Below are 22,544 nucleotides of genomic sequence, written 5' to 3'. Positions count from 1 at the left end.
CCGATTAGCGACCGGCCGCTGCTCTCGCGATGGCCAGAAAATCAGCCGCCACCAGCGAAGCGCCACCTACCAGCCCGCCATCGACGTCAGGCTGTGAAAACAGCTCTGCAGCATTGTCGGGCTTGACGCTGCCACCATAAAGGAGCGGCAACGAATCAGCGATTCTAGCATCGGCCTTGGCCACTACGCCACGAATGAACGCATGCACGGCCTGCGCCTGCTCTGGCGTCGCGGTCTTTCCGGTACCGATCGCCCAGACCGGCTCATAGGCCACCACCGCTTTGGCAAATGCATCGACTCCGGCGAGATCCAGGACCGGCGCCAGTTGCGAGGCGATCACCTGCTCGGTCTGACCGGCCTCACGCTGCTCCAGCGTCTCACCGACACACAAGACCGGGATCAGTCCGGCATGGATGGCCGCCAGGAACTTCCGTGCCACCAGCTCACTGCTTTCGTTATGGTACTGGCGGCGCTCCGAGTGCCCTACCAGCCCATGCGTTGCCCCGACATCCACCAGCATGGCGGCGGAGACCTCGCCGGTATAGGCGCCCTTTTCGTTGCTGCTGACATCCTGCGACCCGAATGCCAGTTCCGTGCGCTCGAAGTCCTCGATCAGATCGCCCAGATACGGCAGTGGCGGCAGAATCAACAGTGACACCCCCTCAAGCGGCAGGCCAGCGGCCACCTGGCCCACCAGTTCGGTGGCGAATTGACGGCTGCCATGCAGCTTCCAGTTACCGGCAACGATCTTCTGGCGCATTCAGGAATGACTCCCCGTAAAAAGGTGGGCGAAGGATAGCCGAATTGCGGCCATCGACAGGACAACACCGGACAATCCGGGACAACATGCACAAACGCCGCCGGACCCGCAGGCCGCGACGGCGTTGTGGCGGAGCCGCACCGGACAGACCGGCCGGCCAACGCGTTACTTCAGCTTGATCTCGCGCAGGCGTTCTTCCAGGAAGCCATGGGCGGTAATCGCTTCGGGGTAACGGCTCGGATTCTCCGCGCTAACGCACGAAGGCAGCACATCGATCAGGAAATCCGGATTCGGATGCAGGAAGAACGGCACCGAGTAGCGCGGCTGGCGAGCCAGCTCGCCCGGAGGATTGACCACGCGATGGATGGTGGACGGGTACACGTGGTTGGTCAGGCGCTGCAGCATGTCGCCGATATTGACCACGATGGTGTCGGCATCGGAGGTGAACGGCACCCACTCGCCTTCGTGCGACTGCACTTCCAGGCCGGCGGCACTGGCGCCGACCAGCAGGGTGATGAAGTTGATGTCGCCATGGGCGCCGGCACGCACATTGGGGATGTCGTCGGTGGTGATCGGCGGGTAGTGGATCGGCCGCAGGATCGAGTTGCCGTTGTTGGTCTTGTCGGCGAAATAGTCCTCCGGCAGACCGATGTGCAGCGCCAGCGCCGACAGCACGCGCGAGCCCAGCTGGTCCAGCTTCTGGTAAAGACCGTACCCGTACTCCTTGAAGCCGGGCACCTCACTCGGCCACAGGTTCGGCGGCATCACTTCGCGGTACTTGGAATCGTCCGGAATCTCACGGCCGATATGCCAGAACTCCTTCAGGTCGAAATGCTTGGAACCCTTGGCGGTCTCCACCCCGAACGGCGTGTAACCGCGAGCACCACCACCACCGGCCACGTGATACTGCTTTTTCACAGCCTCCGGCAGCGCGAAGAACGCCTTGAAGGCCTCATAGGCGGCATCGATCTCGGCCTGCGGGATACCGTGATTGCGGATACCGGCAAACCCCCACCGGCGATACGCCGCGCCCAGCTCAGCCACGAAGGCGTCACGGTCGGTATCGAAACGGGTGATGTCGAGGGTGGGAATACGGGAACTCATTCAACTACTCCAGAGAAGGAAACGGGGCGCCAGCTATTGGAACCGGGACCCCGACAGCAACACCATGATCCAGCTCAAACCTGTGCGGCAGCCGAACGGACGGCGTCGGCCAGTGCTTCGAGCGTGTCCGCCATCAACCCGGCCTGGTCGGCCTCGACGGTGACCCGCACCACCGGCTCGGTGCCCGACGGCCGCAGGAACGCCCTGCCCCGTCCGGCAACCGCCGCCTGCGCCGTGGCCAGCGCCGCCTGCACCGGCGCACTCCTGACCACTTCGCGCGCCCCCGACTCCAGGCGCACATTGATGGTCTTCTGCGGCACCATCACCAGCCCCGCACCCGCCTGGCGCAGGGTCTGGCCGGCACTTCCCAGCACTTCCAGCACCTGCAACGCACTGATGATGGCGTCACCGGTCGTGGCCCGGTCCAGGCACAGGATGTGTCCCGACGCCTCGCCCCCCAGCACGCCCTTGCCCTCGACCAGCGCCTGATGCACATAGCGATCACCGACATTGGCCCGCACGAACGGGATATCCAGCCGTTCCAGCGCCTGCTGCAGCCCGTAATTGGTCATCAAGGTACCGACCACCGGCCCACGCAAACGACCGCTGGCCTGCCAGGCCTTGGCCAGGATATAGAGCAGGCCATCACCGTCCACGGCGGCACCAGTATCGTCCACCATAAGCACACGGTCGCCGTCACCGTCGAAGGCGATGCCCAGATCGGCATCCACCTCGACAACCTTGCGCGCCAGGTTGTCAATGTGGGTGGACCCCACCCCGTCATTGATGTTGATGCCGTTCGGCTCGGCACCGATGGCGATCACCTCGGCCCCCAGTTCGCGGAACAGCAGTGGAGCGATGTGATAGGTCGCGCCATGGGCGCAGTCCAGCACGATCTTGAGCCCGCGCAGGTAGAAATCGCGCGGCACGCTGACCTTGCAGAACTCGATATAGCGGCCGACCGCGTCGCGGGCACGCATTGCCTTGCCCAACCGGTCGGACTCGACCGTAGAAAATGGCGCCTCCAGTGCCGCTTCCAGCGCCAGCTCGGTGGCATCGTCGAGCTTCTCGCCTTCACCGGAGAAGAACTTGATGCCATTGTCGTGATGCGGATTGTGTGAGGCACTGATGACGATGCCGGCGTCGGCACCCAGCGTGTGGGCCAGAAACGCCACTGCCGGGGTCGGCATTGGCCCCAGCAGCTGCACATCGGCCCCCGCGGCTACCAGCCCGGACTCGAGCGCCGCCTCGAACATGTAGCCCGAGATGCGGGTGTCCTTGCCGATCACCACGGTCGGCCGGCGCCCGGTACGTTCGAGCAACACCCGCCCCAGCGCATTGCCCACACGCAGCACGAAATCAGCGGAAATGACGCCCTGGCCGACCCGGCCACGGATGCCGTCGGTGCCGAAATACTTGCGTGTACTCATCAGGCCGCTTCGTCTTCGTTCTCAGGCTGTCGCATCATCATCGCCAGCAGCTCGGCCAGGCGGTCGCGCATTTCGCGACGGTCGCAGATCTGGTCGATGGCGCCGTGCTCGAGCAGGAATTCCGAGCGCTGGAAGCCTTCCGGCAGCTTCTCGCGGACGGTCTGCTCGATCACGCGCGGGCCGGCAAAGCCGATCAGCGCGTGCGGCTCGGCGATGTTGATATCGCCGAGCATCGCGAACGAGGCCGACACGCCCCCGGTGGTGGGATGGGTCAGCACCGAGATATACGGCAACCCCGCGTCACGCAGCTTGCCTAGCGCGGCCGAGGTCTTGGCCATCTGCATCAGCGAGAACAGGCCTTCCTGCATGCGCGCGCCGCCACTGGCGGAGAAACACACATACGGGCAGCCCAGCTCAAGTGCGGTTTCCGCCGCCAGCGAGAAGCGCTCGCCGACCACCGATCCCATCGAACCGCCCATGAAGGCGAAATCGAAGGACGAGGCCACCAGCGGGCGGCCCTTCAGCAGGCCGCGCATCGCCACCAGCGCGTCGTACTCGCCGGTGTTCTTCTGGCTGGCCTTGATGCGTTCGGCGTACTTCTTCTGGTCCTTGAACTTGAGCACGTCTGTCGGCCCGAGGCGGGCGGCGATCTCGGTGGTGCTGTCGGCATCAAACAACGAGGCCAGGCGCGCGCGGGCGCGGATGGCCATGTGATGGCCACACTTGGGGCAGACCTCGAGATTCTCTTCCAGTTCCGGGCGGTACAGGGCCGCGCCGCAGCTGCTGCATTTTTCCCACAGGCCCTCGGGGACGCTGCGTTTCTTGGAAGGCGTGTTGTCGGTACGGATGCCGGACGGCATCAACTTGCTGAGCCAACTCATGCGGGGTGACGGTTCCGTTCAGGGCGACCTTGCGGCCGCGACAGGGCCCACAGTCTAGCTCACCCCTGCGACGGTGGCGCCCCCCCCCCGCCTGCACACATCCGGGCCTATGCCAGGACGACGCAAACCCTACCCCCGCGTACGTTTCACTCCTTACAAGGGGCGCGGGCAACCGGCCTGCCCGGGCTCAGCCAGCGCCATCCAGCGCCGCGCGCAACGGCCGCAGGAACTCGCCCGCCAATACCGCGGCCCCGGCTGGATCGGCCGCGGCGGACATGCGCGCCACCAGCGCACTGCCAACCACCACGCCATCGGCATCCACCGACATCGCCGCCGCACTGGCGGCGTCCTTGATACCGAAACCGGCCACCACCGGCACTTTCGCACCGGCCCGCAACAGCCGCAGGCGCTCGCCCGCGGCCGCACTGTCCAGTCGTTCGGAGGCACCGGTGACGCCGGCGAAACTCACGTAGTACAGGTACCCCTGCGCCGCTTCGCACAAGGCATCGAGACGGACCGGGCTGCTGGTTGGCGACGCCAGCAGGATCAGCGCCAAGCCGGCGGAAGTGAAGGCTGCGCGGATATCCTCGGCCTCTTCCGGGGGCAGATCCACCAGCAGCACGCCATCCACACCGGCAGCGACCGCCTCCTGTGCATAACGGACAGCGCCGCGGATCTCGACCGGGTTGAGATAGCCCATCAGCACCACCGGCGTGGCCACATCGGTCTTGCGGAAGCGCGCCACTGTGTCCAGCACATATTGCCGCCCAGCCCCGCGTGCCAGCGCCTGTTCGGAGCTGCGCTGGATGGTGGGGCCATCGGCCATCGGATCGGAGAACGGCACGCCCAGCTCGATCACATCGGCGCCGGCCTGGACCAGCGCATGCATCACCGGCACGGTCGCCTCCAGCGAAGGATCGCCGGCGGTGATGAAAGGAATCAGCGCCTTGCGACCGGAGGCACGCAGGCGGGCGAAGCAGTCGTCAATTCGGGTTACGGACATCTCAGGCACATCCTTCAATCAGTTCAACCGCGTCGGGCTGGCCCCAGTAAAGCGGGGTCAGCAGACCATGGAGTGTTTCCAGGCGCAGGACCACGCGGACGGCGTGGCCGGTGAAGGTGGCGCAATCCCCTTCCGGTGCTACACACGCGGCGGACGCCGTCGCCGCCGGCGGTAGCGCAGAAAGCGTGCACGCCGTCAACACCACGGCCAGGCCGATCGGCAACGGAGCTCGCATCGCGGCGGCTCTCACAGCACCAGCCCCTCACGCGCGGCGATAGTGTGCACATCCTTGTCGCCACGGCCGGACAGATTGCACAGCACCAGCGCGTCCTTCGGCAGTTCGCGCGCCAGCTTGATGGCCTGCGCCACGGCATGGCTGGACTCCAGTGCCGGCAGGATGCCCTCGGTACGGGTCAGGCGATGGAAGGCGGCCAGCGCTTCCTCGTCGGTGATGCCCACGTACTGGGCGCGACCGGTGTCGGCCAGGAACGAATGCTCCGGACCGACGCCCGGGTAATCCAGGCCGGCGGAAATCGAATGGGTTTCGGTAATCTGGCCATCGTCATCGCACAGCACATAGGTGCGATTGCCGTGCAGCACACCCGGCCGACCGGCCGATATCGACGCGGCGTGGCGACCCGTAGCGATGCCATCACCGCCCGCCTCAGCACCGTAGATCTTCACTTCAGGATCGTTGAGGAAGGCGTGGAACAGGCCGATGGCGTTGGAGCCGCCGCCAACGCAGGCAGTGATCGCGTCGGGCAGGCGGCCGTAATCCTCCAGCATCTGCGCGCGCGCCTCGCGCCCGACAATCGCATTGAAGTCGCGCACCATGCGCGGATAGGGGTCCGGACCGGCCACGGTGCCGATGATGTAGAAGGTGTCGCGCACATTGGTCACCCAGTCGCGCATCGCCTCGTTGAGCGCATCCTTGAGCGTGGCCGAACCGCTGCTCACCGGCACCACCGTCGCCCCGAGCAGCTTCATCCGGTAGACGTTGATCTTCTGCCGCTCGATATCGGTGGCCCCCATGTAGACCACGCACTCGATACCCAGCCGCGCGGCCACCGTCGCCGAGGCCACACCGTGCTGGCCGGCTCCGGTCTCGGCGATGATGCGGGTCTTGCCCATGCGCGCGGCCAGCAGCGCCTGGCCGATGGTGTTGTTGATCTTGTGCGCGCCGGTGTGGTTGAGGTCCTCGCGCTTGAGCAGGATCTGCGCACCGCCCACATCGCGACTCAGACGCTCGGCATGGTAAATCGGACTCGGCCGGCCAACGTAGTGTTTCAGGTCCTTGTCGTAGGCGGCGATAAAGGCCGGATCAACCCGCGCCTGGTCGTAAGCGGCGGCCAGTTCCTGCAGCGGGCCAACCAGCGTTTCGGCGACAAAACTGCCGCCATAGCGGCCGAAGTGGCCCCGGGCGTCCGGGAAGGCGTGGAAATCGTCGATCGGTGAGGCGGTCATGGCAATCACGGCAACAAGGAACAGGACTGCAATCTAGCCCACCCAAGCTGACATGAATATCGATAAATCCTGATCCATGTGTTAGAAAAACTCACATGAAAAAACAGCAGGACAGTCGTTTCTCAGGACGAAACCGCCCGAAGGGTGGCGCAGGGCCGACTTTTGCTCCTGCAAAACCGGCATTCCCGTCATCCGTAGCGGTCAGACGTGCGCCATGAAAGACGATCGCGCCCTGCCCTCACTCAATGCCTTGCGTGCCTTCGAGGCCGCCGCACGGCTGCGCAGCGTCAGCCTGGCCGCAGCGGAACTGCACGTCACCCACGGCGCGGTCAGCCGCCAGTTGCGGGCACTGGAAGAGGAGCTGGACCTAACCCTGTTCGAACGCGATGGCCGCGGCATCCGCCCGAATGCCGCAGGACATCGCCTGCTCGAGGCCAGCTCGGCGGCCTTTGCGCAGATCACTGACTGCGTGGCGGCGCTGCGCCGGCCACAACGCAACGCTGCGTTCGTGCTTGGCTGCCCCGGCAGCATCCTCGCCCGCTGGGTGATTCCGCGCCTGCCCGACCTGCAGCACGACCTGCCGCAGCTGACCTTGCACCTGGCCGCGCAGGAAGGCGATTTCACCCCGCGCCTGGAAGGCCTGGATGCCGCCCTGATGCTCGGCCAGGCGCCGTGGCCGCCGGGCTGGCAGGTCCACACCCTGGCGCCGGAGCGGATCGGGCCGGTGTTCAGCCCGGCCATGCCCGGCGCGCAGCTACTGGCACAGCAGCCGCCCGGCGCCCTGCACGAGCACGCGCTGCTGCACACCCGCTCGCGCCCGCAGGCCTGGCCAACCTGGGCCATGCGCAACGGTATCGATCACCAGCACCTGCACTACGGCACCGGTTTCGAGCATCTCTATTACCTGCTGGAAGCGGCCGTCGCCGGACTCGGTGTGGCCATCGCGCCACAGCCGCTGGTGGCCGAAGAGCTGGCCCGTGGCCGGCTGGTCGCCCCGTGGGGCTTTGTCGATACCGACGGCAGCTGGGGGTTGTGCACCACCCGTGGCGACGACCCGCGCGTGGAACTGCTGGCACAGTGGCTGCAGCGCCAGTTACAGGGCTGAACCCGCCTCGGTGGTGTCGTCGGCGGCCATGTCGGCACGGCGCACCTCTTCGACAAACTGGCGCATCTTGTAGCCGTCCTTCAGGCCCGGCGCCGACTCGATGCCGCTGGACACATCCACGCCCCACGGCTGGGTGGCGAGGATCGCGTCGTGCACGTTCTCCGGGCGGAGACCGCCGGCCAGCAGGAACGGGCGATGCACGCCCGGCGGAATCTGCGACCAGTCGAACGAGACCCCGGTGCCACCACTGCCGCCGACCGCGTGGCTGTCGAACAGGAAGCCGGCCGTATGCGGATACAGTTGCTGCAGCCCGCGCGCGGTGATCTCGGTGCCACCGCCCATCGCGATCGCCTTCAGGTACGGCATGTTGAAGCTGCGGCAGAAACCGTCGTCCTCATCACCATGGAACTGCAACACGGTGGGCCGCACCGCACGCAGCACCTCGCGCACTTCCTCGCGATTGTTGTTCTGGAACAGCGCCACCACGTCCACCATCGGTGCGATCGCCTGACGCATCGCGCGCGCCTCGGCCGGCGCCACCCGGCGCACGCTGCCTTTGGCGAAGATGAAGCCGATCGCATCCACCCCCAGCTCGCTGGCCAGACGGATGTCACCGGCGCGGGTCATGCCGCAGAACTTGATGCGGGTACGGAACAGCGTGCGACTCACAGCGTCACCTCGGCCGGCAATTGCCAGTGCTCAGGATACAGCGGACCGACGAACACCAGCCCCTGCGGCGGCGCGGTGGGCCCGGCCTGATTGCGATCACGGGCCGCCAGCACGTCGGTGATCCAGCTTTCCGGCTTCTCGCCCGCCCCCACCATCAGCAGCGAGCCGACGATATTGCGCACCATATGGTGCAGGAACGCATTGGCCTGCACTTCGACCTCCACCACCTCGCCATGACGGCGGACCGAGATCGCCTGCAGCTCACGGCGTGCGTGCAACGCCTGGCACTGCGCGCTGCGGAACGAGCTGAAATCGTTCTCGCCCAGCAGCGCCTGCGCGGCCCGGTGCATCGCATCGGCATCCAGCGGCCGCCGCTCCCAGCTCAGGGTCTGCCGGTACAGCGCGGGCCGGACCTGCCGGTTCATCAGCCGGTAGCGGTAGCGACGTGCACGGGCCGAGAAGCGGGCGTTGAACTCCTCGTCGACCGGCACGCACCAGCGCACGCAGACCGAGGGCGGCAGCCGTGTGGTCGTTCCCAACATCCAGCCGCGCGGCGTGCGCGCAACCTCGCTGTCGAAATGCACCACCTGGCATTCGCCATGCACGCCGGCATCGGTACGGCCGGCACAGACCACATGGATCGGCGCGTTCGCCACCGAGGACAGCGCATCCTGCAACGTCGCCTGCACGCTGGCACAGCCGCTCTCACCGAGCTGCTGCCAGCCTTTGAACTCGCTGCCGTCATACTCCACGCCCAGCGCGTAACGCATCGTCAAACCTCTTGGAATTTCGCAGCCGCGGACATCGCGGCGCGGTCAGTCGCTGTCGCGCTCGGACCACACCGCCAGCTCATTGCCCCCGGGCTCGATGAACTGGAAGCGGCGGCCGCCGGGAAACACGAACACCGGCTTGACCACCTCGCCGCCATGCGCCGACACCAGGGCCTGCACCGGCGTCAACTGCGCCGCATACAGCACCACCAGCGGCGCGCCGGCGCTGGTGGTCACCGGTGTACCGCGGAAGAAGCCACCCTGCAGCTGGCCGTCATCGAACGCGGTGTAGTCCGGGCCGTAGTCCTCGAACTGCCAGCCGAACACCTGCTCGAAGAAGCGGCGACTGGCGGCCGGGTCGGATGAGGCAAATTCCACGTAATCGATACCACGCTCGCGCTTCATCGCAACCTCCGTCACCGCATCCGGCCGAGCAGTTCCAGGGCTTCGTCCCGCGCCTGCGGATCGCCGCCCTGCATCACTTCGCCCAGCAGTGTGCGCGCGGTTTCCGCGTCACCCAGGTCCAGATAGGCGATGGCCAGTTCCAGCCGCTCGCGACCGGCCGGCGCCGGGCTCAGGGGCGCCACCGCCGCGGTGTCAGCCGCATCCCAGGCCGATTCCGGCACTTCGGCCGCTTGCACTATCGCCGACGGCTCGGGCGCTTCCACCACCGGGGGCGAGGCTTCCCCCAGCGCCGCGGGCGCCGGCTCAACAGTCGGCGGCAGCGGCTCGGCATAGATCGTCGGACCGCCCCTCAGCCATGCCGGCATCGGCTCTTCATAGGCGTCCGGCTGCACCGCGACGTGGTCTTCTGCCACTGGCTGGACCACAACCGCTTCAGCCTCGGAATCCCGCCCCCGGGCGGCATCTGCGCTCTGATCGTCCACCTGATCGGCGGCCATGCCCATCACCGGCATCGCCGCCACCAGCCCGTCGGCACCAAAGTCGCGGCGCGGGGCAGGCGGCAGCGGCTTGCGACGGCGCGACAGCCACCAGCCCAGCCCGCCAACCACCACCAGTATGAGACCCAACCACAACCAGCCCAATGAAGCCCCGTCCTCACGCCTGCCGGCCTCGGCCAGTCGCATCTGGGCGGCCGCCAGGTCCGAATCCTTCATCGCAATGAGCGCTTGCTGCTGCTGTTGCAGTTTCTCCAGCTCACCGACGCGATCACGCAGTTCCTGCAATTCGGCATCACGTGTGGCCAGATCTTCCTTGGCCTGCCGCAGTTGTTCATTTGCCAGCATGTCACCCTCGCCCCCGGCGTCGAGGCCGGTTGTCATTCCTGCGGTCTGTTGTGCACCGGCGGCCGCCGCGGCGATCTCCAGCCGCGCGCCGGTGGCCGCGGCCGCCGGAGAAGCGGAACGCGCCGGCTGTGCGGCGGCATCGGCGACCGCCGGCTGCGGAACCGGCGCGCGCGCCTGCCGCCACTGCGCGGTCTGCTCACGCACCATGGCCCGTGCCTCGGCCGCATCCACCCGCGCCAACTCTTCCTGCGATGGCGTACGCAACACCGCGCCCTGCTTGAGCAGGTGGATGTTGCCGCGGATGAACGCCTCCGGATTGGCGCGCATCAGCGCCACCATCGTCTGGTTCAGCGAAGTGCCGCTTTCGCGCGCGAGCTCTCTGGCGACCTGCGACAGGCTCTGGCCACGCTGCACCGGCGCCAGCTGGCCAGGCATCTGCGCCGCCGCAGGACGCGCGGGCGCCGGAGCTGGCGTCGACGGCGCCGCGGCGGGAGCCGCCGGTGCGTTGGGCAGCGGCGCTTCGCGCAGCGGTTCGGGCTCGCGCACGATCAGGTTGGAAGGTGCCGCCGCCGGGGCTTCAATCACCGGCTCGGCCACCGCGGTGGCGGTTTCCGGCGCGGCCACCAGTGCCGAATATTCGCGCACCAGCCGCCCTTTGCCCCAATCGACTTCGATCAGGAAGCCCAGCGCCGGCACCTGTACCGGCGCGGCGCTGGTAACGCGGATGACCGCACGTCCCTCACGGTCCTGCGCGAACTGGAACTGCAACTCGCTGACCAGTCCTTGCGGGCGGGCCAGGCCCACACGTTCGAAGGTGACCGGCGAAGCCAGACCAACCGTGGCGTTTTCCAGCTCCCCCGGATCGCTGGAAATGATCGGGATCTCCGCCAGAAAGGGCTGGCCTGGCTTGGACAGCACGCGGATGTCGCCCAGCCCCAAGGCCATCGCGGCGCTGCTGAACAGCGCCAGGATGAGAACAAGCACGCCTTGTATCGAGCGCATGGCGCCCCTGCCCCTATTTTTCATGGAGCCAATATAACGGCTCGCCCCGATTTCGAATACCGCAGGAAACACGTGCCGATTTGCGAGCCGGCCCGGCGGGCCGGCCCCGTTGTTTCCGATCACCCGCCGGCGGCCACCAGCTCGGCGATCTGCACGGCGTTGAGCGCAGCCCCCTTGCGGATGTTGTCCGCCACCACCCACATGTTCAGCCCGCGCGGGTGCGAAATGTCCTCGCGGATGCGGCCGACATAGACCGGATCGGTGCCCGAGGCATGGGTGACCGGGGTCGGATAGCCGCCGGCCTTGCGCTCGTCCACTACCTTCACCCCCGGTGCGGCGGCCAGCAGTTCGCGCGCCTGCTCGGTGCTGATCTTCTTCTTCGTCTCGATGTTCACCGCCTCGGAGTGACCGTAGAACACCGGCACGCGCACCGCGGTCGGGTTCACCAGGATGCTGTCGTCGCCGAGGATCTTGCGGGTTTCCCAGACCAGCTTCATTTCCTCCTTGGTGAAGCCGTTGTCGAGGAACTCGTCGATATGCGGGATCAGGTTGAAGGCGATCTGCACCGGAAACTTCTTCGGTTCGATCTCCTGGAAACCGAGCAGCTGCGCGGTCTGCTTGCCCAGTTCTTCCATACCGGTCTGGCCGGCACCGGACACGGACTGGTAGGTGGCGATGTTGACGCGCTCGATGCCGTATTCGCGGTGGATCGGCGCCAGCACCGGCATCAGCTGCATGGTCGAGCAGTTCGGGTTGGCGATGATGCCGCGCGGACGGTTCTTCGCCGCTTCCGGGTTGACCTCGGACACCACCAGCGGCACGTCATCGTCGTAACGGAAGGTGGAGGAGTTGTCGATCACCACCGCGCCAGCTGCGGCGAACTTGGGCGCGAATTCCCGGGAAATACCGCCACCGGCGGAGAACAGAGCGATCTCGACGCCGGCCGGGTCGAACGTGGCCAGGTCCTGGATGGTGATCTTGTCGCCTTCAAAGTCGACCTGCTGACCGGCCGAACGCTCGGAAGCAAGCAGGGTCAGCGTGCTGATAGGGAAGTTGCGCTCGGCCAGGATCGACAACATGGTCTGGCCGACCGCGCCGGTGGCGCCAACGACGGCTACATGGAAACGACGGGCTTCATTGCTCATGGGGTGCACTCGAAAAAAGGGAGAGGGGGGACACACGTCGAGCCAGGTTCGGGGAACCTCCGGCAAACCGCCGCGGAGGCTCCCTACCGTTTTTTGATGATGGTTTTGCTGCTGGCAACAGCCAGCCGCGCCGCACCGGAGGCCAGCACGTCGGCATTGATCGCATTGGCCGGATGGCCGGCATCCGGCCCCAGCCCCAGGCCGGCGAGCAGATTATCCACCGCCAGCTGCATCATCGCCCGGCGCGTGGCCAGCGAGGCGCTGCCGATATGCGGGGTCAGCACGATATTGCGCAGGCCAAGCAGTTCGGGGTGCACCTGTGGCTCGTTCTCGTAGACATCCAGCCCCGCTGCGGCCAGCCGGCCATTGGCCAGTGCGTCGGCCAGCGCCCGCTCATCGACAATGCCGCCGCGGGCGATGTTGACCAGCGTGGCGGTCGGCTTCATCTTCGCCAGTGCGGCGGCATCGATGATGTGGTGGTTCTGCGCGGTGTACGGCAGCACCAGCAGCAGATGATCGGCACGGGCCAGCAATTCATCGAAGCCGACATAGCGTGCACCGACTGCCTGCTCCTGCTCGGCCGGCAGTTGTGAGCGGTTGTGGTACAGCACCGGCATGCCGAAGCCGTGGTGGCCGCGGCGGGCAATCGCCTGGCCAATCCGCCCCATGCCCAGGATGCCCAGCGTGCTGCCATGCAGATCGGCGCCGAGCATGGTGGTGAACGACCACTGCCCCCACTGGCCTTCACGCAGCCAGCGGTCGGATTCGACGATGCGCCGCGCCGCCGCCATCAGCAAGGAAAATCCCAGATCGGCCGTGGTTTCGGTCAACACGTCCGGCGTATTGGTGGCGAGGATGCCGGCCGCGCTCAACGCGGGGATATCGAGGTTGTTGTAGCCGACGCCGACATTGGCGATGACCTTCAGGCGCGCCGCGCCGGCAACTTCCGCCGCACCGATACGGTCGTTGAGCGTGACCAGCGCACCGTCCATGCCCGCCAGCTGCGCGGCCAATGCGGCACTGTCGTGCGCGGTGACTTCCGGTGTGGCCACCACATCGCAGTACGCCCCCAGCTGCGCGACGGTATCGTCGAACAGGGGCTGCGATACCCAGACGCGTGGCCGCTGCTCAGCCATCGACACTGCCGGGAATACGCGGTGTCATCTCGCCCACACCAGCGCATTGCGCGCGGTGGCGCAGGGCCTGGTCCATCAGCACCAGCGCCAGCATCGCCTCGGCGATCGGGGTGGCGCGAATGCCGACGCACGGATCGTGGCGACCGGTGGTGATGACCTCCACCGCGTTGCCGCCCGTGTCCACGGTGGCACCGGGCAGGCGCAGGCTGGAGGTCGGCTTGAGCACCATCGACGCGACGATCTGCTGGCCGGTGGCGATGCCGCCGAGGATGCCGCCAGCGTGGTTGGACTGGAAGCCGTCCGGGGTGATCAGGTCCCGGTGTTCGGTACCCTTCTGCGCGGCACTGGCGAAACCGTCGCCGATCTCCACGCCCTTGACCGCGTTGATACTCATCAGTGCCGCGGCGATATCGCCGTCGAGCTTGCCGTAGATCGGCTCGCCCCAACCGGGCGGCACACCGTCGGCGACCACGGTCACGCGCGCACCGACCGAATCGCCGGACTTGCGCAGCGCATCCATGTACGCCTCCAGCGCCGGCACCTGGGCGGCATCGGGCCAGAAAAACGGATTGTCCTCGACCGCGCTCCAGTCGTGCCCCGCCGGGACGATTTCGCCCAGCTGCGACAGATAGCCGCGCACGCTCACGCCATAGCGCTGCTTGAGCCACTTCTTGGCGATGACGCCGGCGGCGACGCGCATGGTGGTTTCGCGCGCCGAGGAGCGGCCACCACCGCGCGGGTCACGGATGCCGTACTTCTGCCAGTAGCTGTAATCGGCGTGGCCCGGACGGAACTGCGCGGCGATGGTGCTGTAATCCTTGCTGCGCTGGTCGGTGTTGCGGATCAGCAGACCGATCGGGGTACCGGTCGTCCTGCCCTCGTAGATACCGGACAGGATCTCCACCTGGTCGGCTTCGCGCCGCGCCGAGGTGTGGCGGCTCTTGCCGGTGGCCCGGCGCTGCAGATCGTGGGCGAACTCTTCGGCGCTGATCTCCAGTCCCGGCGGACACCCGTCGATCACGCAACCGATGGCCGGCCCGTGTGACTCGCCGAAGGTGGTGACCGTAAGCAGCTTTCCGAACGAGTTACTGGACATGCACGACCTTTGCAGACGCCTGCGTGCCGGCGTGGATACCACCGGCGTTGTTCTGTGAAACCGGCGCCCTCAGCGGACGCTGGCCAGTTCAGCGATACGCGCGTGGTGGGCGCGCAGTTCGGCCGCTTCGACGGCGAAAATACCCATCTGCCCGACCTTGAATTCGATCCAGGCAAAATAGACTTCCGGCAGCAGCTTGACCAGGTGCTGCTCGGAATCACCCACTTCGCAGATCAGCAGACCGTCTTCGGTGAGATGCTCCGGCGCGTCGCGCAGGATCTTCAGCACCAGGTCCAGCCCGTCGTCGCCGGCGCGCAGCGCCAGATCCGGCTCGTGCGAATACTCCTGCGGCAGCGCATCGGTCTCGTCGTTGGTGACGTACGGCGGATTGGTGACGATCAGATCGTAGACGCGGCCTTCCAGCCCGTCGAACAGGTCGGACTTGATGATCTCGACGTTGTGCGCGAGCAGGCGCTGCTTGTTCTCATGGGCCAGCGACAGCGCGGCATCATTGATGTCGCTGCCATCCACCTGCCAGTTCGGGTAGTAGTGGCCCATGGCGATGGCGATGCAGCCCGAACCGGTGCACAGGTCCAGTGCACGGGTGACCTCACGGCCGGCCAGCCACGGCTCGAAACCGCCCAGGATCAGCTCGGCGATCGGTGAACGCGGCACCAGCGCGCGCGCATCGCTCTTGAAGCTCAGCCCGGCAAACCAGGCCTCGCCGGTCAGATAGGCCGCCGGCAGGCGCTCATCGATACGGCGCTGGAACAGTGCCAGCACCTGCTCGCGCTCTTCCTGCAGCAGGCGCGCCGAGCCATAGGCCGGGCCGAGGTCCGGCGGCAGGTGCAGGCTGTGCAGGACCAGCTGGGTCGCCTCGTCCAACGCGTTGTCATAGCTGTGACCGAAGGTCAGGCCGGCGGCATTGAAACGACTGGCGCCGTAGCGGATCAGATCGACGATCGTGTGGAGTTCAGCGGCCGCTTGGGCAGTCATGGCGATACAGGAGTACAGAATGGCCTGCGATTATAGGCGCGTGCCCGGTATATTGAGCGCCCAGTTGCAGCCGAAACTTCGGCAACACCCGCCATCGGGCGCCGAATCCGACGGCAAACCGCGCCCTCGCGTGCTGGTGGGCCACTGCAATCCCCTACACTCCCGGGTCCTGCCCGTGGCCGAGCGCCTGCTGCGACGCCTGGCACCTGTACGGAAAATACCGCCCATGTTCAATCGCAATATCGGCATCATCCTGGCCATCGCCCTGGCCGCCGGCCTGGGACTGGTTCTGGCGCAGAAGGTTTTCGGCCCCGACAACGCGCAGACCGAGGGCAGCAGCTCGATCATCTTCTACGGTACGCCGCGTATCTTGCCGGAGTTCGATCTGGCCCAATCCGATGGCACCCGCCTGATTCCCGGCGAGCTGCGCGGACACTGGACGCTGGTCTTCCTCGGCTTCACCTCCTGCCCGGATGTGTGCCCGACCACGTTGACCGAGCTGGCCGCCGCGCAGAAGCAATGGGAATCCCTGCCTGACAGCCTGCGTCCGCGCGTAGTGCTGGTTTCGGTGGACCCGGAACGGGACACCCCGGCGCGGCTGGGCGAGTACGCCCACGCCTTCCACAAGGACACGATTGCCGCCACGGCCGACATCCCCTCGCTGGAGCGCTTTGCCACCTCGCTGGGCATGGTGTTCCAGAAGTCCCCCGGCAAGCATTTCGATGAAAACCCCGATGACTACAGCATGGATCACTCGGCCAGCATCGCCGTGCTCGATCCGCAGGGCCGCCTGGCCGGGCTGATGCGTCCACCGTTCAACCCGCAGGCCATCGCCACGGACCTGCTCAAGCTCACCGAGAAAACCGCCCCATGAGTCTGGTAACAACGCTCAGCTACGTCCTGCCGCATCGCCTGCTCTCCTCGATGGCCCGTTCGCTGGCCTACTCGCAGAACCCGCGCCTCTCACGCTGGCTGATCGATACGGTGACGGAGAAGTTCAACGTCAACCTGGCCGAAGCGGCCAACCCGGACCCGCGCAGCTACCCCAGCTTCAACGCCTTCTTCACCCGCGCCCTGAAGCCCGGCGCGCGCGTGGCCGCGGCCGACCCGCACACCCTGACCATGCCGGCCGACGGCCGCATCAGCCAGCTGGGCCCGATCGAGGACGGTCGCATCTTCCAGGCCAAGGGCCAGTCGTTCACCGCCGCCGAGCTGCTGGGCGACGCCGCCGACGCGGCGCCGTTCCACAATGGCCTGTTCGCCACGGTGTACCTGTCTCCGCGCGACTACCACCGCGTGCACATGCCGTGGACCGGCACCCTGCGCGAGACCGTGCACGTGCCCGGCCGTCTGTTCAGCGTTGGCACCGACGCGGTGGCCAACGTGCCGCGCCTGTTCGCCCGCAACGAGCGGCTGGTCTGCCACTTCGACACCGACTTCGGCCCGATGGTGCAGGTGATGGTCGGCGCACTGCTGGTTTCGGGCGTGGAGACGGTGTGGAGCGGGGAGGAAATCCCCGCCTATGGCGATCGCATCACCCGCAAGGACTGGCGTGGCAAGGGCATCACGCTGGAACGCTTCGACGAGATGGCGCGCTTCAATTACGGCTCCACGGTGATCATGCTGCTGCCGCCGGGCGTGGCCGAATTCGATCCCTCGCTGAAGGCCGAAAGCCCGGTGCAACTTGGGCAGGCGCTGGCGCGGCTGAAGTAACCCGCACCTGTGGGAACAATGGAAAAAGGGCGCCACCGGGCGCCCTTTTTCGTGTCCCGCCCGCAGGCCGCTCAGCGGCCGCAGCCTTCCAGCTTCAGACTCTGGCCCGGCTTGATCGCGTAGGCTGGTGCGCGCAGGCCGTTGGCACGTGCCAGGGCAGGCACTTCGCACTGGAAGCGGCTGGCGATACGGCCCAGCGTGTCGCCCTTGGCGACCTTGTAGGTTCGCGCGGCGCGCCGCGCCGGAGCCGCCGGACGTGGTGCCGGCACGGCCGCAGGGCCCGCCCCCTGTGCTGCCTGCATGGACTGCACATCCCCTACCGCGACACTGCCGGTGAATGTTGCCGCCGACGGGCGCTTGATCGCGGCATTCAGATCGGCGGTGATCAGGGTACGGGCCAGATCCGCGCGTGGGCCGCTGACGCAGTAGCGGTTGTACAGCCCGGCGATACGGGTGGTCGCGTTGATCGTGGTGCCGGCCGGAATCCAGCCGTCGGCCTCGTAGCGCGGGTTGAGGTTGCGCAACACGCGCATGTAGCCGTCACGGGTACCGGCGCTGCCCAGGCAGATGGTCAGCTCGTAGATGGTGGTCGACTTGGCCAGGCGCAGCGTCGCCGGCTGCGCGTTGACCTTGGGAAACTCCACGCCATATTGCTGCGGGTGCAGGAAGATCCACGCCGCAGCGATCACCATCGGCACATAGTCCTTGGTTTCGCCCGGGAACTGGGAATAGGCCGAATCGGTCCAGAAGCTCTGCCCGCCGGCTTCACGGTAGATACGGGCCGCGCGCCCCTCGCCCCCGTTGTAAGCGGCCAGCGCATACTCGATGTTCTTGTTGAGCACCCGCATGCGCTCATTCATGTAGGCGGCGCTGGCTTCGGCCGCGCTGCGGGCATCAAACCGGGTATCGAAACCGGTGCCGTCCGGGCCCAGGCCGAAACGGCGGCCGGTGGCGGGCATGAACTGCATCAGCCCGGCCGCGCCGGCGCGCGAGGAGGCATGCACACGGCCGTTGGATTCCTTGGCCATGATGCCGAACAGCAACGCTTCCGGCAGCGCGCTTTTCTCCCACTCCGGCCACATCACCGCACGCAGGTTCATGTAGTTCTCATAGCTGGTCAGCAACGCCGGACGCATGTCGGTGAGCCAGCGCCGGATGCCGGCCTGCACCGCCGGGTTGTACTCGACCATGTCATCGAATGCGTGGCGGTGGTCGTTCAACAGGGCCGCCGCGCGCGCCGCCTCCGGCACATCGGCGACCAGTGGCGCGACATGGTCCGGATCGGCTTCCAGCGGACCGATGGCCTCGTCACCGTCGCTCTCGCCGGCGCTGTCCGCGCGCTGCTTGAGCAGGCGCTTGTAGGTGGCAAGCAGACCACCGACCTGGCAGCCCTTCTGCGCGATGCAGTCGGCGATCACATCTTCCATGTCCTCCAGCGCCGCATCGCCCTCGCTGCTGCCCTTGGGATCGGCGTTGTCCATCAGCACCAGCGCATCGGTATAGCGCTTTTCCGCGGCGGTCATGCGCTCGTGGAGGGCGCTCACCTTGGCCTGGTCACGGGCCGACAGCGCGTGGGCCGAAGGAGCGGCGATCAACAGGCTGGTCGCCAGCAGCAGCGGCCAGGTGCGGAGGGAAGACAGGGAAACGGACATCAGCAGCACTGCACGCGAAGGGTCAGGCAGGGTAGCCGCCCCGCTTGCCCGGGGGCAACATGGCTGCGGCGCCGATATAGTCGGCCGGTAGAATCCCCCTTCGTTCATCTATGAGTGCCTCCATGGACCCGATCCTGCTCGGCAAAGGCGTCACCGACGACATCGCCGTCACCCTGCTCCCGCGTTTTGGCAACCGCCACGGCCTGGTGGCCGGCGCCACCGGCACCGGCAAGACGGTGACGTTGATGACGCTGGCCGAGGGCTTCTCGCGGATCGGCGTGCCGGTGTTCCTGGCCGACGTGAAGGGCGATGTGGCCGGTCTGGCGGTCGCCGGCGAGATCAGCGACAAGCTGGCCCAGCGCGCGGCCGACATCGGTGTGGAAGGCTACGCGCCGGCCGCCAGTCCCACCGTGTTCTGGGACCTGTACGGCAAACTCGGCCATCCGGTTCGCACCACCGTCAGTGAGATGGGCCCGACCCTGCTGGCGCGCATCCTGGAGCTCAACGACACCCAGGCCGGTGTGCTCGATATCGTGTTCAAGCTGGCCGACGACCGCGGCCTGCTGCTGCTGGACCTGGATGATCTGCGCGCGCTGCTGAACCTGGTCGCCGAAGAGCGCAAAGACATCTCCACCGGGTACGGACTGGTCAGCGCGCAGTCGGTGGCGGCGATCCAGCGTGCGCTGCTGCGCCTGTCGCAGGACGGCGGCGAAGCCTTCTTCGGCGAGCCGGCACTGGAGCTGGCCGAGATCATGCGCGTCAACCACGACGGCCGCGGCGTGATCGGCATCCTCGCCGCCGCCCAGCTGATCCTCAAGCCGCGCCTGTATTCGACCTTCCTGCTGTGGTTGCTGTCGGAGCTGTTCGAAACACTGCCGGAAGTGGGCGACCTGGAAAAGCCCAAACTGGTGTTCATCTTCGACGAGGCCCACCTGCTGTTCGACGATGCCCCGCCGGCGCTGGTGCAGCGCATCGAGCAGGTGGTGCGGCTGATCCGCTCCAAGGGCGTGGGCGTGTACTTCTGCTCGCAGTTTCCCGATGACGTGCCAGCCAACATCCTCGGCCAGCTCGGCAATCGCGTGCAGCATGCACTGCGCGCGTTCACGCCGCGCGACCAGAAGGCGGTCAAGACCGCCGCCGAGACCTTCGTGCCCAACCCCAAACTGGATGTCACCGCCACGCTCTCGCAGCTGGGCACCGGCGAAGCCCTGGTCTCCACACTGCAGGACAAGGGCATTCCCTCGCCGGCACAGAAAACCCTGATCGCGCCGCCACGCTGCCGCATGGGCGCGATCACCGAGGCGGAGCGTGCGCAGGTACGCGCAGGCAGCCCGGTCGGCACCCGCTACGACACCGCCATCAATCGCGAATCGGCCGCCGAACGGCTGGCCCAGCGTGCGCAGAAGGTGGTGGAACAGGCCGACGCCCCCAAGGCCCGCACCCGCGAGCAGGACGACGAACAGGACAGCGGCTTTGGCCAGGCGATCAAGGATGCGATCTTCGGCACCAGGCGCCGCCAGGGCATGCTCGAAACCATGGCCAAGCAGACCACCCGCACCGTCGGCACCAAGCTGGGCAACCAGATCGTGCGCGGCATCCTCGGTGGCATCTTCGGCGGAAAGCGCTGACTCCATGAGCCGCTGGCGCCCTCCCGCTGAAAAAAGTACCGCACTGATCACCGCGCCAGGCCATGCGCGGCTGAAGGCCGAGCTCGATGAGCTGTGGCGGCAGCGCCGGCCGGAAGTGGTCAAGGCACTGGCCGCCGCCGCCGCAGAAGGTGACCGTTCGGAGAACGCCGAATACACCTACCGCAAGAAGCAGCTGGGCGAGATCGACCGCCGCGTGCGCTACCTCAGCAAACGGCTGGAAGCCCTGCGTGTGGTCGATACCCGGCCCAGTGATCCGGACGCGGTGTTCTTCGGTGCGACAGTCGAACTGGAGAACGTGGACTCGGGCGAAACGGTGATCTATCGCATCGTCGGTCCGGACGAAACCGACGCGCCCGCCGGCTGGATCAGCATCGATTCGCCGCTGGCGCGCGCGCTGCTGAAGAAGCGCGTCGATGACGAATTCACCGTGGAGCTACCCGCCGGACCGCACACCTTCGCCGTGCTGTCCATCCACTATGCGCCGGACTGACCGCGCCGCAAATTCGCGCAATCCGCACATACGCCGGCGCATGCAGACACCACGCGTGCGCCATGGAATCAAGGGGATGTGAGCCTCCTGCCGCGTCCGGTCATCGTGTATTTGACCCGCGCCCCTGCCGCATGTTTTTTCTTCGCGGTTACCCATCGCGAAAGGACGCCAGATGCAGGTGCTTGACCCGGAAACAACCGCAGCCAGCGGTGACCTCAGCAGCAACCCGCGCCGCCCGGCGCGTACCGGCATCGTGATCGATGCCTCCTGCGATGTGGCGCCGGCCTTTCTCGCCAGCGCGGATGTGGCGGTGATTCCGATTCCGATCCGGATCGGCAGCACCACCTACATCGACCAGCATGACGCCAGCGCCACCGCCCGCTACATGCGCGAGAACGCCAACGGCGAAGGCGCCACCGGACAGTCCCTGCCGCTGGATGCGGCACAGATGAGCCGATTCTTCCTGGAACACTTCGCGCTGGACTACGACTCGGTCTATTGCCTGACCATCACCGCCAGCCGCAGCCCGATCCACGAGGCTGCCAGCCACGGCAGCCTGCTGGCCACCAGCGCCATCCGCCAGGCACGCCAGGAAAAAGGTATCGCCCGTCCGTTCCAGTTCCGGGTCATCGACACTCGCAACATGTTTGCCGGCTCCGGCATTCCCGCCATGGTGCTGCAGGACCTGCTGCGCGCGCAGGTGCCGGCCAAGGACATCCGCGGCGAACTGCAGCGCATCATCGACGCCACCCACACGTATTACGTGCCCGACAACCTGGGCTACGCACGCGCCCGCTCGCGGGTGCGCGGTGATCGCAGCATCAGCCTGGCCAGCGTGCTGCTGGGCGGCGCGCTGGATATCAAACCCATCGTGCTGGGCCGCCAGGGCGATACCCGCCCGGTCGCCAAGTGCCGTGGACGCGCTGACGCATGGGCCCGCCTGTTCGCGGTTGCCGCCCGCCAGGTGCAACGCGGCCTGTACGCACCGCACGTGATCATCTCCTACGCCGGCCCCCTGCAGGATCTGCACGGTTCGCCCGCGCTGGAACAGCTGCGCGCCGCCTGCGCGCAGGAGAATGTCAGCCTGCATCTGCTGCCGATGAGCATCACCGGGATGATGAACATCGGTCCGGGCGGACTGACCTTGGCCTTCGCAGGCGAGAGCCGCGACATCGCGTTCTGACAAGCGCGCGGAGCGGTTGCGTCCGCGCGCACTGCCACACGGTCACGCG

Annotated in this window: 21 protein-coding genes; 6 read left to right on the top strand and 15 right to left on the bottom strand. The window is 66.9% G+C overall.

Translation table 11 applies throughout. The features are described from left to right. Positions 1–4: 4 nt before the first annotated feature. From tpiA to trpB, 6 genes are all read right to left on the bottom strand, one after another. Positions 5–760: a triose-phosphate isomerase gene (tpiA, locus tag ACVOMC_RS07265; protein WP_481523431.1), complete on the bottom strand. Its 756-nt coding sequence runs from the start codon at positions 758–760 to the stop codon at positions 5–7. Between the two features lie 165 nt (positions 761–925). Continuing rightward, on the bottom strand, positions 926–1,864 hold the full coding sequence (locus ACVOMC_RS07260; protein ID WP_481523430.1) for an isopenicillin N synthase family dioxygenase: 939 nt from the start codon (positions 1,862–1,864) through the stop codon (positions 926–928). Positions 1,865–1,938: 74 nt separating this feature from the next. After that, a complete protein-coding gene (gene glmM, locus ACVOMC_RS07255; protein WP_481523429.1) occupies positions 1,939–3,294 on the bottom strand; it encodes a phosphoglucosamine mutase in 1,356 nt (451 codons plus the stop codon). Continuing rightward, positions 3,294–4,175: an acetyl-CoA carboxylase, carboxyltransferase subunit beta gene (gene accD / locus ACVOMC_RS07250; protein ID WP_054660516.1), complete on the bottom strand. Its 882-nt coding sequence runs from the start codon at positions 4,173–4,175 to the stop codon at positions 3,294–3,296. The genes glmM and accD overlap by 1 nt, the downstream gene beginning before the upstream one ends. A 187-nt stretch (positions 4,176–4,362) precedes the next feature. Next, positions 4,363–5,178, bottom strand: a complete 816-nt coding sequence (gene trpA / locus ACVOMC_RS07245) for a tryptophan synthase subunit alpha (protein WP_481523428.1) — start codon at positions 5,176–5,178, stop codon at positions 4,363–4,365. Positions 5,179–5,424: 246 nt separating this feature from the next. Continuing rightward, positions 5,425–6,642 (bottom strand): tryptophan synthase subunit beta, encoded by a 1,218-nt coding sequence (gene trpB / locus ACVOMC_RS07240; protein ID WP_481523427.1) that lies wholly within the window; start codon positions 6,640–6,642, stop codon positions 5,425–5,427. Between the two features lie 214 nt (positions 6,643–6,856). Here trpB and ACVOMC_RS07235 point away from each other — a divergent pair, with 214 nt between their 5' ends. Continuing rightward, a complete protein-coding gene (locus tag ACVOMC_RS07235) occupies positions 6,857–7,747 on the top strand; it encodes a LysR family transcriptional regulator (protein WP_481523426.1) in 891 nt (296 codons plus the stop codon). Here ACVOMC_RS07235 and ACVOMC_RS07230 read toward each other — a convergent pair. The 8 genes from ACVOMC_RS07230 to prmB all read right to left on the bottom strand — a co-directional run bounded on the left by ACVOMC_RS07230 (position 7,736) and on the right by prmB (position 15,808). Further along, positions 7,736–8,416: a phosphoribosylanthranilate isomerase gene (locus ACVOMC_RS07230; RefSeq protein WP_057505474.1), complete on the bottom strand. Its 681-nt coding sequence runs from the start codon at positions 8,414–8,416 to the stop codon at positions 7,736–7,738. The genes ACVOMC_RS07235 and ACVOMC_RS07230 overlap by 12 nt on opposite strands. Then, a complete protein-coding gene (gene truA / locus ACVOMC_RS07225) occupies positions 8,413–9,186 on the bottom strand; it encodes a tRNA pseudouridine(38-40) synthase TruA (RefSeq protein ID WP_481523425.1) in 774 nt (257 codons plus the stop codon). Before truA ends, ACVOMC_RS07230 begins: the two co-directional genes overlap by 4 nt. A 45-nt stretch (positions 9,187–9,231) precedes the next feature. After that, a complete protein-coding gene (locus tag ACVOMC_RS07220; RefSeq protein ID WP_481523424.1) occupies positions 9,232–9,591 on the bottom strand; it encodes a VOC family protein in 360 nt (119 codons plus the stop codon). 11 nt (positions 9,592–9,602) lie between these two features. Next, the gene (locus tag ACVOMC_RS07215; protein ID WP_481523423.1) at positions 9,603–11,459 is read right to left on the bottom strand and encodes a type IV pilus assembly protein FimV; all 1,857 of its coding nucleotides are present in this window, start codon (positions 11,457–11,459) and stop codon (positions 9,603–9,605) included. 95 nt (positions 11,460–11,554) lie between these two features. Next, positions 11,555–12,580 carry an aspartate-semialdehyde dehydrogenase gene (locus tag ACVOMC_RS07210; RefSeq protein WP_481523422.1) on the bottom strand — a complete coding sequence of 342 codons (1,026 nt, stop codon included), beginning with the start codon at positions 12,578–12,580 and terminating at the stop codon, positions 11,555–11,557. An 83-nt stretch (positions 12,581–12,663) separates the two neighbouring features. After that, the gene (locus ACVOMC_RS07205) at positions 12,664–13,716 is read right to left on the bottom strand and encodes a 2-hydroxyacid dehydrogenase (protein WP_481523421.1); all 1,053 of its coding nucleotides are present in this window, start codon (positions 13,714–13,716) and stop codon (positions 12,664–12,666) included. Further along, positions 13,709–14,812, bottom strand: a complete 1,104-nt coding sequence (gene aroC / locus ACVOMC_RS07200; RefSeq protein ID WP_481523420.1) for a chorismate synthase — start codon at positions 14,810–14,812, stop codon at positions 13,709–13,711. Before aroC ends, ACVOMC_RS07205 begins: the two co-directional genes overlap by 8 nt. A gap of 69 nt (positions 14,813–14,881) precedes the next feature. Continuing rightward, a complete protein-coding gene (prmB, locus tag ACVOMC_RS07195) occupies positions 14,882–15,808 on the bottom strand; it encodes a 50S ribosomal protein L3 N(5)-glutamine methyltransferase (protein WP_481523419.1) in 927 nt (308 codons plus the stop codon). A gap of 226 nt (positions 15,809–16,034) precedes the next feature. Here prmB and ACVOMC_RS07190 point away from each other — a divergent pair, with 226 nt between their 5' ends. Both ACVOMC_RS07190 and asd read left to right on the top strand, forming a co-directional pair. After that, positions 16,035–16,682, top strand: coding sequence for an SCO family protein (locus ACVOMC_RS07190; RefSeq protein WP_481523418.1), 648 nt, complete (start codon positions 16,035–16,037; stop codon positions 16,680–16,682). Beyond that, the gene (asd, locus tag ACVOMC_RS07185; RefSeq protein WP_481523417.1) at positions 16,679–17,521 is read left to right on the top strand and encodes an archaetidylserine decarboxylase; all 843 of its coding nucleotides are present in this window, start codon (positions 16,679–16,681) and stop codon (positions 17,519–17,521) included. The genes ACVOMC_RS07190 and asd overlap by 4 nt, the downstream gene beginning before the upstream one ends. Positions 17,522–17,592: 71 nt before the next feature. On the opposite strand, the gene ACVOMC_RS07180 is transcribed toward asd, so the two are convergent. Beyond that, positions 17,593–19,173, bottom strand: coding sequence for a transglycosylase SLT domain-containing protein (locus ACVOMC_RS07180; protein ID WP_481523416.1), 1,581 nt, complete (start codon positions 19,171–19,173; stop codon positions 17,593–17,595). A gap of 122 nt (positions 19,174–19,295) precedes the next feature. Between ACVOMC_RS07180 and ACVOMC_RS07175 the strand changes: the two genes are divergently transcribed. The 3 genes from ACVOMC_RS07175 to ACVOMC_RS07165 all read left to right on the top strand — a co-directional run bounded on the left by ACVOMC_RS07175 (position 19,296) and on the right by ACVOMC_RS07165 (position 22,495). Beyond that, positions 19,296–20,801, top strand: a complete 1,506-nt coding sequence (locus ACVOMC_RS07175; RefSeq protein WP_481523415.1) for a helicase HerA-like domain-containing protein — start codon at positions 19,296–19,298, stop codon at positions 20,799–20,801. Positions 20,802–20,805: 4 nt separating this feature from the next. After that, positions 20,806–21,312 carry a transcription elongation factor GreB gene (gene greB / locus ACVOMC_RS07170; RefSeq protein WP_054658998.1) on the top strand — a complete coding sequence of 169 codons (507 nt, stop codon included), beginning with the start codon at positions 20,806–20,808 and terminating at the stop codon, positions 21,310–21,312. Positions 21,313–21,484: 172 nt separating this feature from the next. Continuing rightward, positions 21,485–22,495 carry a DegV family protein gene (locus tag ACVOMC_RS07165; protein WP_481523414.1) on the top strand — a complete coding sequence of 337 codons (1,011 nt, stop codon included), beginning with the start codon at positions 21,485–21,487 and terminating at the stop codon, positions 22,493–22,495. The last annotated feature ends 49 nt before the right edge of the window (positions 22,496–22,544 follow it).

It is taken from the genome of Stenotrophomonas sp. STEN014, assembly GCF_056760315.1.
Note: the sequence above shows the minus strand (reverse complement) of the source record. Positions and strands in the feature narration are given on the sequence as shown.

What these genes read in the sequence shown, in the direction of transcription:
- ACVOMC_RS07175 (WP_481523415.1), top strand. Translation starts at nt 19,296, where the DNA reads ATGGACCCGATCCTGCTCGGCAAAGGCGTCACCGACGACATCGCCGTC.
- ACVOMC_RS07215 (WP_481523423.1), bottom strand. Translation starts at nt 11,459, where the DNA reads ATGAAAAATAGGGGCAGGGGCGCCATGCGCTCGATACAAGGCGTGCTT.
- aroC (WP_481523420.1), bottom strand. Translation starts at nt 14,812, where the DNA reads ATGTCCAGTAACTCGTTCGGAAAGCTGCTTACGGTCACCACCTTCGGC.
- ACVOMC_RS07260 (WP_481523430.1), bottom strand. Translation starts at nt 1,864, where the DNA reads ATGAGTTCCCGTATTCCCACCCTCGACATCACCCGTTTCGATACCGAC.
- ACVOMC_RS07190 (WP_481523418.1), top strand. Translation starts at nt 16,035, where the DNA reads ATGTTCAATCGCAATATCGGCATCATCCTGGCCATCGCCCTGGCCGCC.
- glmM (WP_481523429.1), bottom strand. Translation starts at nt 3,294, where the DNA reads ATGAGTACACGCAAGTATTTCGGCACCGACGGCATCCGTGGCCGGGTC.
- asd (WP_481523417.1), top strand. Translation starts at nt 16,679, where the DNA reads ATGAGTCTGGTAACAACGCTCAGCTACGTCCTGCCGCATCGCCTGCTC.
- greB (WP_054658998.1), top strand. Translation starts at nt 20,806, where the DNA reads ATGAGCCGCTGGCGCCCTCCCGCTGAAAAAAGTACCGCACTGATCACC.
- trpA (WP_481523428.1), bottom strand. Translation starts at nt 5,178, where the DNA reads ATGTCCGTAACCCGAATTGACGACTGCTTCGCCCGCCTGCGTGCCTCC.
- prmB (WP_481523419.1), bottom strand. Translation starts at nt 15,808, where the DNA reads ATGACTGCCCAAGCGGCCGCTGAACTCCACACGATCGTCGATCTGATC.
- trpB (WP_481523427.1), bottom strand. Translation starts at nt 6,642, where the DNA reads ATGACCGCCTCACCGATCGACGATTTCCACGCCTTCCCGGACGCCCGG.
- ACVOMC_RS07235 (WP_481523426.1), top strand. Translation starts at nt 6,857, where the DNA reads ATGAAAGACGATCGCGCCCTGCCCTCACTCAATGCCTTGCGTGCCTTC.
- ACVOMC_RS07180 (WP_481523416.1), bottom strand. Translation starts at nt 19,173, where the DNA reads ATGTCCGTTTCCCTGTCTTCCCTCCGCACCTGGCCGCTGCTGCTGGCG.
- ACVOMC_RS07220 (WP_481523424.1), bottom strand. Translation starts at nt 9,591, where the DNA reads ATGAAGCGCGAGCGTGGTATCGATTACGTGGAATTTGCCTCATCCGAC.
- truA (WP_481523425.1), bottom strand. Translation starts at nt 9,186, where the DNA reads ATGCGTTACGCGCTGGGCGTGGAGTATGACGGCAGCGAGTTCAAAGGC.
- tpiA (WP_481523431.1), bottom strand. Translation starts at nt 760, where the DNA reads ATGCGCCAGAAGATCGTTGCCGGTAACTGGAAGCTGCATGGCAGCCGT.
- ACVOMC_RS07205 (WP_481523421.1), bottom strand. Translation starts at nt 13,716, where the DNA reads ATGGCTGAGCAGCGGCCACGCGTCTGGGTATCGCAGCCCCTGTTCGAC.
- ACVOMC_RS07210 (WP_481523422.1), bottom strand. Translation starts at nt 12,580, where the DNA reads ATGAGCAATGAAGCCCGTCGTTTCCATGTAGCCGTCGTTGGCGCCACC.
- ACVOMC_RS07165 (WP_481523414.1), top strand. Translation starts at nt 21,485, where the DNA reads ATGCAGGTGCTTGACCCGGAAACAACCGCAGCCAGCGGTGACCTCAGC.
- accD (WP_054660516.1), bottom strand. Translation starts at nt 4,175, where the DNA reads ATGAGTTGGCTCAGCAAGTTGATGCCGTCCGGCATCCGTACCGACAAC.